The sequence below is a fragment of the Kitasatospora sp. NPDC058032 genome, assembly GCF_042885845.1.
Lineage (GTDB): Bacteria > Actinomycetota > Actinomycetes > Streptomycetales > Streptomycetaceae > Kitasatospora.
The window spans coordinates 246,298-259,158 of record NZ_JBHVRK010000001.1; the positions used below are offsets into that span (position 1 = coordinate 246,298).

A 12,861-nucleotide genomic window follows, 5' to 3' on the forward strand; every position below is an offset into this window, starting at 1 on the left:
CCGGAGCCAAGGACAGAACGAGAGGTGCCATGGCCGAGGCCGTCACCGCCGTCCAGAGCCCGCCGGCCGGCGCCCAGGCCGTTCAACGGGCTCTCGGGTTGCTGCACTGCTTCCACGACAACGGCCCCGATCTGAGCGCCTCGGACCTGGCCCGCCGGATGGGCCTGTCGGTCTCCACCGCGCACCGGCTGGCCCGCACCCTGGTCAGCGCCGGGTTCCTGGAGCAGGACGAGCACACGGCCCGCTACCGGCTCGGCCCGGCCGTCGCCGAGCTGGGCCAACTGAGCTTCCACCAGCGGGGCCTGCACCTGGCCGCACCCGAGCTCGACCTGCTGTCGCGCCGCACCGGCGCCGCGGCCGACCTGGCGATCCGCAGCGGCCCGCACGCGGTGATCCTGGTCGGCGCCTCCGTCCGCCCGGACACCGGGCTGGGACTGCGCCGCCCCCTGCACTCGACGGCGCTCGGCAAGGTGCTGCTGGCCTGGCCGCGCCCGGGTGACGCCGGGGTCTCGACGCTGGGTCCGCTGCCGCCGTTCACCGACCGGACCATCACCGAACCGGATCTCCTGGACGAGGAGTTGGAGCGGGTCCGGAAGGCCGGCTACGCGCTGAACGACGGCGAGTCGGCGGCCGGCGTGCGCACGGTGGCGGTGCCGGTGCTGGACGGCGCCGGGCAGGCCCGTTTCGCGCTCGCCGTCCGCTCCACACCCGCCCACCTCGCCGAGGAGCGGCTGGACTGGTTCCTCGGGCACGCGCGGTCCTGCGCCGGCGCGCTCGCCGTCCTCCTGCTGCCGCCGGACCAGCGAATATGACGGATCGTCACGAAATCGCGAAGGGCCGGGCGTTCACGGGAACGCCCGGCCCGGTGGACGCGGATCAGGCGACCGGGGTGTACTTGTAGCCGACCCGACGGACCGTCACGATGCTGTCGCGGTAGGCCACTCCGAGCTTGCGGCGCAGGCGGGCCACGTGCACGTCGACGGTACGGCCGTCACCGACGTGACCGTAGCCCCAGACGGCGGAGACCAGGTGGTCGCGGGTGTGCACCCGCTGCGGGTGCTCGGTCAGGTGGGCGAGCAGCTCGAACTCCAGGTAGGTGAGATCGAGCAGCCGCCCGTCCACATAGGCGTTGCGGCGCTCCACGTCGACGGCGATGCCGCGGCCGGCGGGCCGCACCGGACGGACCGGAGCCCCCGCGCCGAACGAACCGGCGCCGAGCGGACCGGTACCGAGCGGACCCGGGGCGGACGGGCCGGGGACGGACGAGCCGGTCGCGATGGCCGGGACGGGGGTCGGGGTCGGGGTCGGGGTCGAAACCGGGGCCGAAGCCGAGGACGGGGTCCCGATCGACGCGACCGGGAAGCCGGTCGGCGCCGTCCCGCCCGCCGGGGCGGCGCCGGCCTGGGCCGGGACCAGCACCAGGTAGCCGACCATCGGCTGTCCGGCCGAGGCCCCGAACTGCGCCCCGTACTGGGCAAGGAGGGCCTGCGGCAGCGAGCCCTGCGGCAGCGCGGCGACGACCGCCGCGCCCTCCGGGAGCGCCGCGAGCAGCGTCTGCGGCGGCAGCGCCGGCACGGCCTGGGTCGCGCCGGGCACCACCGGGGAGACGGCCGGACCCGCCGCGGCGGGCGGGACGGCCCCGGGCTGACCGGCCGCCGGGCGCTGCGGGCCGGGCCCGCCGTGCCGGCGTTCGGGGTTCGAGGGGACGGAGCGGACCGCGCGCAGGTGCGGGGTCGCGGAGGGGAGGTGGAGGGTGGCGGTGGAAGGGGTGGACATGATGCCGCTCATTTCGCGCGTGACGGACGGGGTGGAGTCGTCTGCGCGTCGACCGGGCGTACTGCCGAGGACTGACCCTGGGTCAGCGGAAGGAGTGCCGGGACGCGCTGGGCGAACCGGGACATGTCTGGTCGAACAGGTGCGGCTGCCGGGACGGCCAGAACGGCTCGAGGTCGACGTACCGACCTCTTCCTCCGTCCGCGGCGTGCTTCCCGCGCCGATCCGACCGGGTGGACCCCGCGCCGCCGCCGGTCGCCCCGACCACCCCTGCCGTCCCGATGGCGGCGCGGGCGGCGACGCCGACGGTGGCGGTGGTGGTGGCGGGGTGACGGGTGGTGCTGGCGAGGTTCACTGGTGCTCTCCGCTGAGCGGGCAGGGGCGACGGTGGCTCACCGGACGGCTGTCCGGTGCTGCCGGGTCGACGGTGCGAGGGGCCGCCGGTTCCGCCGGGCCCGGACGGGCGACCCGGACGGGCCGTACCGGACGGGAGGGCTCCCCGGGCGGTGGGCGGCGGCGACGGTGACGTGGACGGCGAAGGGTGGCGACGTCAGCGACAGCAGGCGCTGCAGATGAGCGCGTGGTCGATGTACCGCCGAACGGTCAGCGCCGGGGTGACCGGGACGGGGAGAACCAGAGAGGCGGACACGGACACGGCACGTCGCTGCTCGACGTTCACGGTACGGTCCTCCCCCCACTGGTCTCGGTGCGCCGGCACGTCCCTGTGTCGTGCCGCGGCGCTCGTGCCCGACGCACTCGGTGCGCGGCACATTGGCGGCACCCCGGCAACGGGCCGGGCGGCCTCCGTCCACAGAGCCTTCCACGCCGGGCCGGTCAAGGCAACCTGCCTGACACCGATCGTCCGGCATGTGAACACGGAAATGAGACGCTGACGCGGCGCCACCCACCGCGGCGGGCACCGGAGCCCGGTCCCTGCGGCCTGCCGAGCCGTCGGCTCAGACCGCGGCCGGCGCTCCCCGGCGGCGGTCGGCGGCGTGCTCGACCAGTGCCACCAGCAGCTCCTTGCCGTCCTCGCGCAGCCGGGCGTCGCAGAGGATCACCGGGATGCCCGGGTCCAGGTCGAGCGCGTCCCGGACCTCCTCCGGGGAGAAGACCTCGCTGCCGTCGAAGCAGTTCACGGCCACCAGGAAGGGGATGCCCCGCTGCTCGAAGAAGTCCACCGAGGGGAAGCAGTCCGCCAGCCGCCGGGTGTCGGCCAGCACCACCGCACCGAGCGCGCCCCGGGCCAGCTCGTCCCAGACGAACCAGAACCGGTCCTGCCCGGGCGTGCCGAACAGGTAGAGGGCGAGCCCGGGCCGTACGTCGATCCGGCCGAAGTCCATCGCCACCGTGGTGGTGCGCTTGGCCTCCACCCCCGCCGTGTCGTCCACCGGCCGGCCCAGCTCGCTGAGCTCCTCCTCGGTACGCAGCGGGCGGATCTCGCTGACCGCGCCGACCAGGGTGGTCTTGCCCGCGCCGAAGCCGCCGGCCACCAGGATCTTCACCGCGACCGCCGGGCCGCCCCGCCAGCGCGGGTCGTTGGCCCGGTCGCCGGCCCCGCCGCCGGCCCGGTCGTGGGCGGGCGGCACCGGGGCGGCGGCGGTCGCGGTCGGGTCAGAGCGCACGGAGTCCATTGATCACGTCTCGCAGCAGGCGCTCGTCCGGCAGCTCGGCGAGCGGAACGGGTCGGGTGACGCTGATCAGATCGGCGTCGTAGAGGTCGCCGAGCAGGACGCGTACGACGCTGACCGGCAGGTCGGTGTAGGAGCCGAGCTCGGCCACGGAGATCGGCTCCCGGCGGCACCAGGCCAGTATGGTCTGGTGCTCCGGGTCGAGCACGTGGGCGGGCACGGCGCCCGTGACCGGCCCGGGGTCCTTGGCGGTGATCAGCGAGATCAGGTCGAACAGGCCGTCCTCGACCGGCCGGGTGCGGCCGCGGGTCATCGAGTACAGCCGCACCACCGGGCCGGCGTCGTCGTCGAACCAGCGGTCGTCGACCGGGGTCCGCGCCCGGAACAGGTCGACCTCGGGCCCGTCCGCGCCGGGCCCGTCCGCGCCGGAGGCGCCGTCCGGCGCGCGGTCGCCCGGTCCCCGGCCCTCCGCTCCCGGTTCCGGATCCCGAGGCACCGGTATCGGCTCCTCGTCCGCCATCGGACCGCTCATCTCCCGGGCGGGGCCACGTCGGCGCGCGGCTCGGCGGCCAGGTGCTCGCCGACCCGCTTGACCAGCAGGGCCATCTCGTAGGCGATCTGGCCGATGTCCGCCTCGGCCTCGCTCAGCACCGCCAGGCAGCTGCCGTCGCCGGCCGCGGTGATGAACAGGAAGGCCTCGTCCAGCTCGACCATGGTCTGGCGCACGCCGCCGACCTTGAAGTGCCCGCCGGCGCCCTTCGCCAGGCTGTGGAAGCCGGCCGCGACGGCGGCCAGGTGCTCGGCGTCCTCCCGGTCGAGGTCACGGGAGGCGCCGGTGGCCAGGCCGTCGCTGGAGAGGATCACCGCGTGCCGCAGCGCGGCGACGCGTCCGACCAGGTCGTCCAGGAGCCAGTTGAGGTCTCCGGGCGACTGCGTCGAAGTGGTCATGAGTCTGTTCCTTCCGCTGGAGCGGGTGGTGCGGGTCGTGCCGGTGGTGCGGGTGCTGCTCGGTCGTACGGGCCATGCGGGTCGTACAGGTCGTACAGGTCGTACGGGTCGTACGGGTCATGCGGGTGGCACCGGTCGTGCACGGTCGACGGGGTTGAGCGGGTCAGACCGGTGGTGCCGGTGGTGCCGTGCCTTCGGACGGCCCGTCGGACAACGGACCGGCGGGTGCGTCCGGTTCCGCCGTGACGCGCGGAGCGCGGACGAACCTGGTCGGCGGCGGGACGGGCGCGCGGCGGGCCAGCGGCGCCGGTTCGCCCCCGGCGGGGCCGGGCAGCGCCGCCGGGGCGGGTGCCGGACTGATCGCGCGGCGCCCCGGGTCCGGCGGCTGCCAGCCGGGGACGGGCCGCGGCGCCGGCGCCGGCCGGGGAGCCGGCCGGGGAGCCGCCGGGGTGCCGCTCGCGCCCCGGCCTCGGGTGAAGCCGCGCTGGAACGAGGCGAAGGTGGCCCGGGCCTCCTCCGGCGAACGCTCGCGTGCCGCCTCGGCGCCGCCGTCCGGACGGGCCTCGGCCGACGCGGCGGTAGCGGCCTCGGCCGCGCGCTCGCGCAGCTGCGGGGCGAGGCTCGCCTGCCGGACGCGGCGCGGCAGGCCGCCCGACGGGGCGCCGGCGCGCGACCCACCGGTACGCGGCGCGGCGTCAGACGCGGGCGAGGGAGCGGGAACGGACGAGGGCGAGGAGCCGTCACGCGGCGCCGAGGCCTCCGCGGCGGCGTCCGCCACCGCCGTGCCCCGCGCCTCGGCGCGCCGGTGCCGCCCGGTGCCGGGCCCGGCGGGCTCGCCGGCCGGTGCCGGGACGAGCACCGGCCCGCCGCCGCCCCGCGACCGGCGCGGCAGTCCACCGGGGGTGCGCGCCGGTTCGGGCGCCGAGGGACGCGGCCCCCCGCTGCCCCGGTGCCGCCCGCCCTCGCCGTCGGAGCCCGTCGAGCCGTTGAAGCCGTTGGGGCCGTTCGACCCACTCGATCCGTTGGCCCCGCCGGAGGCCCGCGCAGCGCCCGGACCGCCCGCACCCGCCGTCCCGTCCGCGCCGAGCGCCGGCACCGCGACGAGGTCGCGCCGACCCGCCGCCGCCCGCCGTCCACCGGCGGCGCCCGCACCGGAACCCGCACCCGCACCGGAAGCGGCCCCGACACCCGTACCTCCCGCGGGCGGCGGCTCCGGCAGCCCGTCCGGCGCCTCCGCCAGCAGCTCGCGCGGTATCAGCACCACCGCCGTGGTCCCGCCGTACGGCGAGGGCCGCAGGTGCACCCGGATGCCGTGCCGCCGGGCCAGTCGGCTGACCACGAACAGACCCAGCCGGTCGGTGTCGGCAAGGTCGAACTCCTGCTCCACGGTGAGGCGTTCGTTGATCCCGGCGAGCGCCTGCTCGCTCAGCCCGAGCCCGCGGTCGTCGATCTCCAGCGCGAAGCCGTGCGCCACCACCTCGCCCTGGACGGTGACCTGGGTGGCCGGCGGCGAGTAGACCGCCGCGTTCTCGACCAGTTCGGCGACCAGGTGGGTGACGTCCGCGACCGCGCTGCCGAGCAGTCCGGTGCCGGGGAACGGCCGGACGATCACCCGGGCGTAGTCCTCGACCTCGCCGACCGCCGCGCGGACCACGTCCACCATCCGCACCGGCTTGCGCCAGGCCCGGCCCGGCGAGCCGCCGGCCAGGATGATCAGGCCCTCGGCGTGCCGGCGCATGCGGGTGGTGAGGTGGTCGACCTTGAAGAGGTCCTCCAGCTCCGCCGGGTCCTCGGTGCGTCGTTCCATGGTGTCGAGCAGGGTCAGCTGGCGGTGCAGCAGCACCTGGCTGCGCCGCGCCAGGTTGACGAAGACCGCGGAGACGCCGCGCCGAAGTTCGGCCTGTTCGACGGCGGCCTCGACGGCGGCCCGCTGCACCGCGTTGATGGCCCGTCCGACCTGGCCGATCTCGGCAGGGCCGAACTCCAGCTCGGGGGCCTCGGTGGCGACGTCCACCGCTTCGCCCTTGCGCAGCCGCAGCATCACCGAGGGCAGGCGGGTGCCGGCCAGCTCGTTGGCGGCGTTGCGCAGGCCGATCAGCTCGCGGACCAGGCCCCGGCCGATCCGGTAGGAGATGAGGATCGAGAGCACCACCGCGACCAGGCCGATCACACCGGCGATGCCGCCGCGCCAGAGCAGGCCGATCGCGTACGAGTGGTCGCGGTCGTCGATGGTGCCGGCCAGCCGGGCGTTGATCGCCGCGAGGTCGCCGAGCGCGTGGTCGGCGGTCTTGCGCCAGTCGCCGCCGTTGATCGCCTGGACCACCCGCTCGGGGCCGCCCGCGCCGACGAAGTCCGCCTCGGCCCGGGCCAGCGAGGCCCAGGCCTCGCCGCCGCGCAGGGCGATGTAGTCGGCCTGGTCGACCGGGTCCAGCTCGGCGATGTAGACGGTGAACAGGGCCTGCTGGTTGTGCAGGGCGTCGAGCGCGACCTGGTACTGCTCAGGGGTGGGCCGGGAGGTCGCGGTGCGCAGGCCCTCCATCGCCGCGTCCTCCTGCGAGAGGTACTCGCGGGCGCGCACCAGCTCGGTCAGGATGGTCCCCTGCCGCGGGAGCTGGCCGCTCTGCCGGGCGACGAAGGCCGACCGGAAGGCGAAGGTGGGCTTGACCAGGTCGGTGTACTGGCCGAGCGCGAACTCCCAGTTGAGCGCGGCGCGGCCGACCTGCGCGCGCAGCGGGGGCAACTGGTCGGCGGCGGCGAGGATCTGCAGCAGCCGGCCGCGCTGGGACTCGTCGAGCCGGCCGCCGGCGGTGTCCTTCTTCTGCCGCAGCTGGGCGAGGTCCCGGTCGGTGGCGGCCTGGGCCTGCTCGAAGGCCTCGCGCGCGGTGCCCGAGGTCGGGTCGGCCAGCCGCTTGACGGCGGCCCGGCGTTCGCTCTGCAGGTCGTGCGCGTACTGGTCGACGGGGGTGCCGAACTCCTGGTACGTCCTGCTGAGGTCCAGTCGGCTCCAGACGTCTCCGGCGGTGGTGAGCGTCGCGTACGCCCAGAGGGCGGCGAGGGCGACGATGGGCACCAGGAGCAGCGCGATGATCTTCGCGCGGATCGAGCTGCTGCGCAGACGCATGGAGTCCTCGGTCGGGAAGTGCCAGGCGCGGACGGGGTGCGGGCGGCGGGGTCGGTGGGGGGGCGTGGGGCGGCGCGGACGGACGGCGGGTTGGTACGGACCAAGTCCCGGTCCGGGGGTGGATCTCGGGGCCGACCGGGATGCCCCGGCCGCAGGTCTGCGAGACTCTACTACGCCCTGACCACTCGTTCGAGGGTCGAACCCGGCCTCTCTTCGCCCCGGCCCGGATCGTGTCCGGATCGGCACCGAGATCACCGCTTTCACCCCGCCGCCGGGTCTCCGTCGCACGCTCCGTCATGACCCGGTCACCGCCGCGAGCGCCACCGCGAGCAGCGGCTCCGACGCGCACGGCACTTTCCGCACGAGCCGGTGCCGATCTCGTCGCGTCCCGGTCACAACCCCTGGGCAGTCGGCACGCTATCCGATAGTTTCGCTCCACCTGCAGGACGGATCGGGGGGATCGTGCGCGAGTTCACCACCCCCGCCCCGGCCGGCGGTCCGGCCGCCGGCGGGCTGGCCGACTCGCTCTACGACACCGCCGAGCGCTCCCCCGGACTGGTCCAGTTGGCCCGCCGCGGCGAGGGCACCCGGCGCGCCCCCGACGGCGGCTGGCAGGACGTCACCGCGGCCGGCTTCCGCGACGAGGTGCTCGCCCTCGCCAAGGGCCTGCTCACCCGGGGCGTGCGCCACGGCGACCGGGTCGCCCTGATGTCCCGCACCCGCTACGAGTGGACGCTGTTCGACTACGCGCTCTGGTCGATCGGCGCGGTCTCCGTCCCCGTCTACCCCACCGCCGCGGCCGAGCAGGTCCGCTGGATCCTCGCCGAGACCCAGGCGGTGGCCTGCCTGGTCGAGGACGAGGACCACGCGATGACCGTCGGCGCGGTCTGCGACGCGTTACCCGACCTGACCGGCATCTGGCAGCTGGACCGGGGCTGCGTCGCCGCGATCGTCGAGGACGGGCGCGGGGTCCCCGACTCGCTGGTGCACCGCCAACGGCTCGGCGTCGGCGCCGACACCGTCGCCACCGTCGTCTACACCTCCGGCGCCACCGGCCGCCCCAAGGGCTGCCTGATCACCCACGGCGCCCTGGCCGACGCGGCCGACGCACTGCTCGCCTGCTGGGACGAGGCCCTGCGCGACACCGGCGGCCACCAGCCCTCCACCGTGCTGTTCCTGCCGCTGTCGCACGTCTACGGGCGGATGGTGCAGATCGCGGCGGTGCGCGGCGGCTTCCGGCTCGGCCACGTCTCCGAGATGTCCACCGACGCCCTGCTGCCCGTGCTCACCGCGCTGCGGCCCACCTTCCTGCTCGTCGTCCCGTACGTGCTCGACAAGGTGTTCCAGCAGGCCCGGCGGGCCGCCGAGGAGGCCGGGCGCGGCGAACTGTTCGACCAGGCCCGGCAAGTGGCGGTCGACTGGGCGGCCTGCCGGGAGAAGCGCGGCCTCGGGCGCGGCCCCGGTCCTGGCCCCGCGCTGCGGCTGCGCCACCTGGCCTACGAGCGGACGGTCTACCAGCGGCTGCGGGCCGTGTTCGGCGGCCGGCTGCGGACGCTGATGTGCGGCGGCTCGACGCTGGAGCGCGAACTCGGCCTCTTCTTCGCCGGGACCGGCATCCAGCTGTACGAGGGCTACGGGCTCACCGAGACCTCGGCGGCGATCACCGGCAACCCGCCCGGGCGCGCGAAGATCGGCACGGTCGGGCAGCCGGTGCCCGGCGCCACCGTGGCCATCGCCGACGACGGCGAGGTGTGGGTGCGCGGCCCCGGCGTGTTCGGCGGCTACCTCAACCATCCGCGCTGCACCGCCGAGTCGCTGTTCGACGGCTGGTTCGGCACCGGCGACCTCGGCAGCCTGGACGAGGACGGCTACCTCACCATCACCGGCCGCAAGAAGGACGTCATCGTCACCAGCAGCGGCAAGAACCTCGCCCCCGCCGCCCTGGAGCTCCGGGTCGAGACGCACCCGCTGGTCTCGCAGTGCCTGGTGGTGGGCGACGACCGCCCGTACGTGGCCGCGCTGATCACCCTCGACCCGGGGGCGCTGGCGCACTGGCTGAAACGGCGCGGGCGCGGGCAGGCGGACCCGTGGGCGGTGCTCTCCGACGAGGAGCTGCACACCGAGATCCAGCGCGCCGTCGCGGCGGCCAACACCGCGGTCTCGCGCGCCGAGTCGATCCGCGCGTTCCGGTTGCTGCCCCGGGAGTTCGCCTTCGAGCAGGGGCTCCTGACGCCCTCGCTGAAGCTGCGGCGGACGGCGATCACGGACTACTACGCGGCGGACATCGAAGAGCTCTACGCCCCCTGACGGATCGTCTTGTCCCTTTTGCCGCAGCAGCGGTGACCGGCCGGGCCGCCTCCGGTCCTTGACGATCGGAGTGGTCCAGTCCATTGTTTTCCTCCCGGTCCGAGTGCGGCGCGCCGACCGCTCCCGCCCCCTCCGGGAGCACCCCACATCCAGACATCCCCACATCCCCACATCCACGTCTCCGCGCGCCCGCCCCAACGGGCGCGTCCCCACGCAGGAGTCCCCACGTGTCCATCTCCTCGCGCATGTCCGCACGCCTGTCGGCCCTGGGCGCCTGCGCGGCGCTGCTGACGGCCGGCCTCGCCGGGCCCGCCGCGGCCGCCGCGCCCGGGACCGCCGCCGCGTCCGACGCCGCCGCGCCCACCGTCAATCTGGCCACCAACCCCGGGTTCGAGATCCCCGCCTCCTCGCTCGCCGACTGGGGCAGCGTGCCCGGCTGGCGCTGTTCCGGCGGGCCCGCCGAGGCCTCCGTCACCACCGCCGCCCCGCACTCGGGCGGCTCCGCGCTGGCCGTCACCCCCGCCGGTGACGAGTCCACCGGCGAGTGCGCGCAGACCGTCTCGGTCCAGCCCGGCGCCACCTACACCGCCTCCGCCTGGGTCCGCGGGAAGTTCGTCTTCCTCGGCGCCACCGACGGCACCGACCGTCCGACCGCGCCCGCCTGGACCGAGGACACCCACGGCGGCTGGCAGAAGCTCACCACCCGCTTCACCGCCGGGCCCACCGCCACCACCGTCCGCCTCGCCGTCCACGGCTGGTACCAGCAGGGCCCGTTCGCGGTCGACGACGTCCGGGTGGACGGCCCCGCGCCCGCCCCGGCCACGGCCGCCCCGTCGGTGCCGACCAGCGACAAGGTGGTCTTCTTCACCATCGACGACGGCTGGCAGACCTCCCCGGAGGCGGAGCGGTTCATCACCGACCACCAGCTGCCGATCACCGCCTTCCCGCTGCCGATGGCCGCCGCCGCCGACCCCGGCTACTTCCAGCGAGTCACCGCCGTGCCCGGCTCCTCCGTCCAGGACCACAGCGTCTCCCACCCGGACCTCACCAAGCTGTCGCCCGCCGAGCAGCAGGTGGAGATCTGCGACGCACGGGACTCGCTGACCCGTCTCTTCGGCACCGCGCCGACCGTCTTCCGCCCGCCGTTCTTCAGCTGGAACGCCGACACCCTGCAGGCCGCCGCCAACTGCGGGATGCGCACCGTGCTCACCGCCGACGCGGACTTCAGCTGGGGCGCCTCCAACATCTGGCACGAGGGGACCCTGTCGCCCGGGGACGTCGTGCTGATGCACTGGAGCGACACCCTCGCCGGTGACCTCCAGCGCGCCCTGGCCGCCGCCGGGACGGCCGGCCTCAAGCCCGCCGGCCTGACCTCCTACCTGCGCTGACGGGGTAGCCGCCCGTACCCGGGCCCGCGCCCGCCGTCACGCACCACACACCGATCGCCGCACCGCCGGTCCCCGTACGGGCCGGCGGTGCGCCCGTTCCGCGCCCTGCCCGTGGCCGGGACGAGGCCCTCCGACGCCAGACTCGTCCCCCTGGGGAGACCGGGGGTACGAACCCGCTGCCGGGTGCCGGACAGTCGCCGTCGCCGCCCTGACGGCGGTACCGCCGCGGACGGGGTGCTGCGGGTCGCCGCCGCCGAACGGACGGGCCCGCCGGTCCCTCCCCCTGTGAGGGACCGGCGGGCCCGGGCCTGTTCAGACCCTGTGCGTCTCCGCTCAGACCTGGGCGGAGAAGACCGGGAGGTAACCGCCCGACTGGCCGGCGGCCTTGGGGTGGTAGCTCTCGTCGACCGGCAGGGTGGTGCTGTTCAGCCAGGTGGTGCTGGAGCCGCAGATCTCGTGCTCGCGGAAGATCGTGCGGACGTCGCCGAAGGCGAAGCCCGCGTTGGCCGCCCGCTTGGCGAGGACGTCGTCGAGCGTGTCGGCGGCGCCGTTGATGGCGGCCCGCTTGGTGTCTCCGATGCCGAGGATGCAGCTGCCGCCGACCTTGTACATGTGCGGGTAGCCGAGCACGACGACGCGGGCGTTCGGCGCCTTGGCCCGGATCGTCGAGTAGACCTTGTCGAGCTGGCCGGGCAGGGTGCTGGTGGCGTAGTTCTTCGCGGTGGCGACGGCGTTGAGGCAGGCGCTCTCGGAGTCCAGGACGCACGTCTGCATCGTGTCCGCGAAGCCCGCGTCGTTGCCGCCGATGGTGATGCTGACCAGCGTGGTGGTCGAGCTCAGGGCGGAGATCTGACTGTTGAGCACGTCGCCGGTTCTGGCTCCGGAGCAGGCGACGAACTTGAAGGACGTCGGCGTGTGGGCGTTCTTCCACAGGTAGGCGTACGCGTTGGTGCTGCGCTTGCAGCTCCCGCTCTCGCTGGTGTAGCCGCCGGCACCGACACCGGCGGAGTAGGAGTCGCCCAGGGCGACGTAGTTGACGCCGGCGGCGTGGGCCGTGCCGGCCGTCGCCAGCGTGGTGAGGGTGAGGAGGGCCGCCGTGACGGCGACGGACATGACTCGGGCAGGGCGCGACATGAGGTCTCCTGGTAGTGACGTGTGTCACGGAATTTGATACCAGGCGGTAGCTTTCATGTGAAGTTGTCATGCCAAGTCAATTGACGAACAGTCTGACAACGGCGGGGTGAACGCGCCCGTTTCTCACTACGGGCGACCGGGCGTGCGCCGGTGGTGACCGGACGGCGCGTCATCCGGCCGCGGAGGGGCGGTGGTCAGGCGGCGGCTACTCGGACTCGCCGTCGTGGACGACGATCTCCAGCTCGAAGCCCTGGCGGTCGATCAGATGGACCGCCTCGCCGGTGTCCACCCGGACCGTCCAGCCGGCGGCGAGGGCGACGGCCACCGCCGCCCGGCCGCCGTGCACGGCGAGGTGGTTGAGGCCGGCACGCAGCCGCTGGTGACCGCCCGGCAGCAGCGCCGGCGACTGCTCGATCACCAGGTAGGCGTCCCCGAGGCGCCAGCTGCGACCGCTCGGCCAGTGCTGGAACGGCTCGCACCCGAGCGCGAGCAGCACCGGGCCCCACTGCTCCGCCGCGACCGCCAGGTCGTCCGTCCACAGCTCCACGTGGTGGAACAG

The 12,861-nt window shown here is 75.0% G+C and carries 11 protein-coding genes; 3 read left to right on the top strand and 8 right to left on the bottom strand.

The genetic code is table 11. The annotated features are described in order from the left end of the window. Positions 1-29 precede the first annotated feature (29 nt). On the top strand, positions 30-812 hold the full coding sequence (locus ACFVUH_RS01095) for an IclR family transcriptional regulator (RefSeq protein ID WP_387910314.1): 783 nt from the start codon (positions 30-32) through the stop codon (positions 810-812). A 64-nt stretch (positions 813-876) separates the two neighbouring features. Here the strand turns inward: ACFVUH_RS01095 and ACFVUH_RS01100 are convergent, their stop codons facing one another. From ACFVUH_RS01100 to ACFVUH_RS01125, 6 genes are all read right to left on the bottom strand, one after another. Beyond that, positions 877-1,434 (bottom strand): winged helix-turn-helix domain-containing protein, encoded by a 558-nt coding sequence (locus ACFVUH_RS01100; protein WP_387910754.1) that lies wholly within the window; start codon positions 1,432-1,434, stop codon positions 877-879. A 424-nt stretch (positions 1,435-1,858) separates the two neighbouring features. Next, positions 1,859-2,128 carry a hypothetical protein gene (locus ACFVUH_RS01105; RefSeq protein WP_387910315.1) on the bottom strand — a complete coding sequence of 90 codons (270 nt, stop codon included), beginning with the start codon at positions 2,126-2,128 and terminating at the stop codon, positions 1,859-1,861. 601 nt (positions 2,129-2,729) lie between these two features. After that, positions 2,730-3,407, bottom strand: a complete 678-nt coding sequence (locus tag ACFVUH_RS01110; RefSeq protein WP_380679068.1) for an ATP/GTP-binding protein — start codon at positions 3,405-3,407, stop codon at positions 2,730-2,732. Continuing rightward, a complete protein-coding gene (locus ACFVUH_RS01115) occupies positions 3,388-3,792 on the bottom strand; it encodes a DUF742 domain-containing protein (protein ID WP_355366042.1) in 405 nt (134 codons plus the stop codon). Before ACFVUH_RS01115 ends, ACFVUH_RS01110 begins: the two co-directional genes overlap by 20 nt. 140 nt (positions 3,793-3,932) lie before the next feature. Continuing rightward, positions 3,933-4,352, bottom strand: coding sequence for a roadblock/LC7 domain-containing protein (locus ACFVUH_RS01120; protein ID WP_350542745.1), 420 nt, complete (start codon positions 4,350-4,352; stop codon positions 3,933-3,935). Positions 4,353-4,515: 163 nt separating this feature from the next. Next, positions 4,516-7,473, bottom strand: coding sequence for a nitrate- and nitrite sensing domain-containing protein (locus ACFVUH_RS01125; protein WP_387910317.1), 2,958 nt, complete (start codon positions 7,471-7,473; stop codon positions 4,516-4,518). A gap of 462 nt (positions 7,474-7,935) precedes the next feature. Here ACFVUH_RS01125 and ACFVUH_RS01130 point away from each other — a divergent pair, with 462 nt between their 5' ends. Together ACFVUH_RS01130 and ACFVUH_RS01135 are read left to right on the top strand one after the other, a co-directional pair. After that, positions 7,936-9,780 (top strand): AMP-dependent synthetase/ligase, encoded by a 1,845-nt coding sequence (locus ACFVUH_RS01130; RefSeq protein ID WP_387910319.1) that lies wholly within the window; start codon positions 7,936-7,938, stop codon positions 9,778-9,780. A 227-nt stretch (positions 9,781-10,007) separates the two neighbouring features. Next, positions 10,008-11,168 (top strand): polysaccharide deacetylase family protein, encoded by a 1,161-nt coding sequence (locus ACFVUH_RS01135; RefSeq protein WP_387910320.1) that lies wholly within the window; start codon positions 10,008-10,010, stop codon positions 11,166-11,168. 333 nt (positions 11,169-11,501) lie between these two features. Here the strand turns inward: ACFVUH_RS01135 and ACFVUH_RS01140 are convergent, their stop codons facing one another. Together ACFVUH_RS01140 and ACFVUH_RS01145 are read right to left on the bottom strand one after the other, a co-directional pair. Next, a complete protein-coding gene (locus ACFVUH_RS01140) occupies positions 11,502-12,302 on the bottom strand; it encodes an SGNH/GDSL hydrolase family protein (protein ID WP_387910322.1) in 801 nt (266 codons plus the stop codon). 205 nt (positions 12,303-12,507) lie between these two features. After that, a complete protein-coding gene (locus ACFVUH_RS01145; RefSeq protein ID WP_387910324.1) occupies positions 12,508-12,849 on the bottom strand; it encodes a glyoxalase in 342 nt (113 codons plus the stop codon). Positions 12,850-12,861: the final 12 nt, after the last annotated feature.

Bases quoted from the DNA above. Each gene is read 5' to 3' on its own strand.
- ACFVUH_RS01095 (WP_387910314.1), top strand. From the start codon at position 30: ATGGCCGAGGCCGTCACCGCCGTCCAGAGCCCGCCGGCCGGCGCCCAG.
- ACFVUH_RS01140 (WP_387910322.1), bottom strand. From the start codon at position 12,302: ATGTCGCGCCCTGCCCGAGTCATGTCCGTCGCCGTCACGGCGGCCCTC.
- ACFVUH_RS01125 (WP_387910317.1), bottom strand. From the start codon at position 7,473: ATGCGTCTGCGCAGCAGCTCGATCCGCGCGAAGATCATCGCGCTGCTC.
- ACFVUH_RS01100 (WP_387910754.1), bottom strand. From the start codon at position 1,434: ATGGTCGGCTACCTGGTGCTGGTCCCGGCCCAGGCCGGCGCCGCCCCG.
- ACFVUH_RS01120 (WP_350542745.1), bottom strand. From the start codon at position 4,352: ATGACCACTTCGACGCAGTCGCCCGGAGACCTCAACTGGCTCCTGGAC.
- ACFVUH_RS01110 (WP_380679068.1), bottom strand. From the start codon at position 3,407: ATGGACTCCGTGCGCTCTGACCCGACCGCGACCGCCGCCGCCCCGGTG.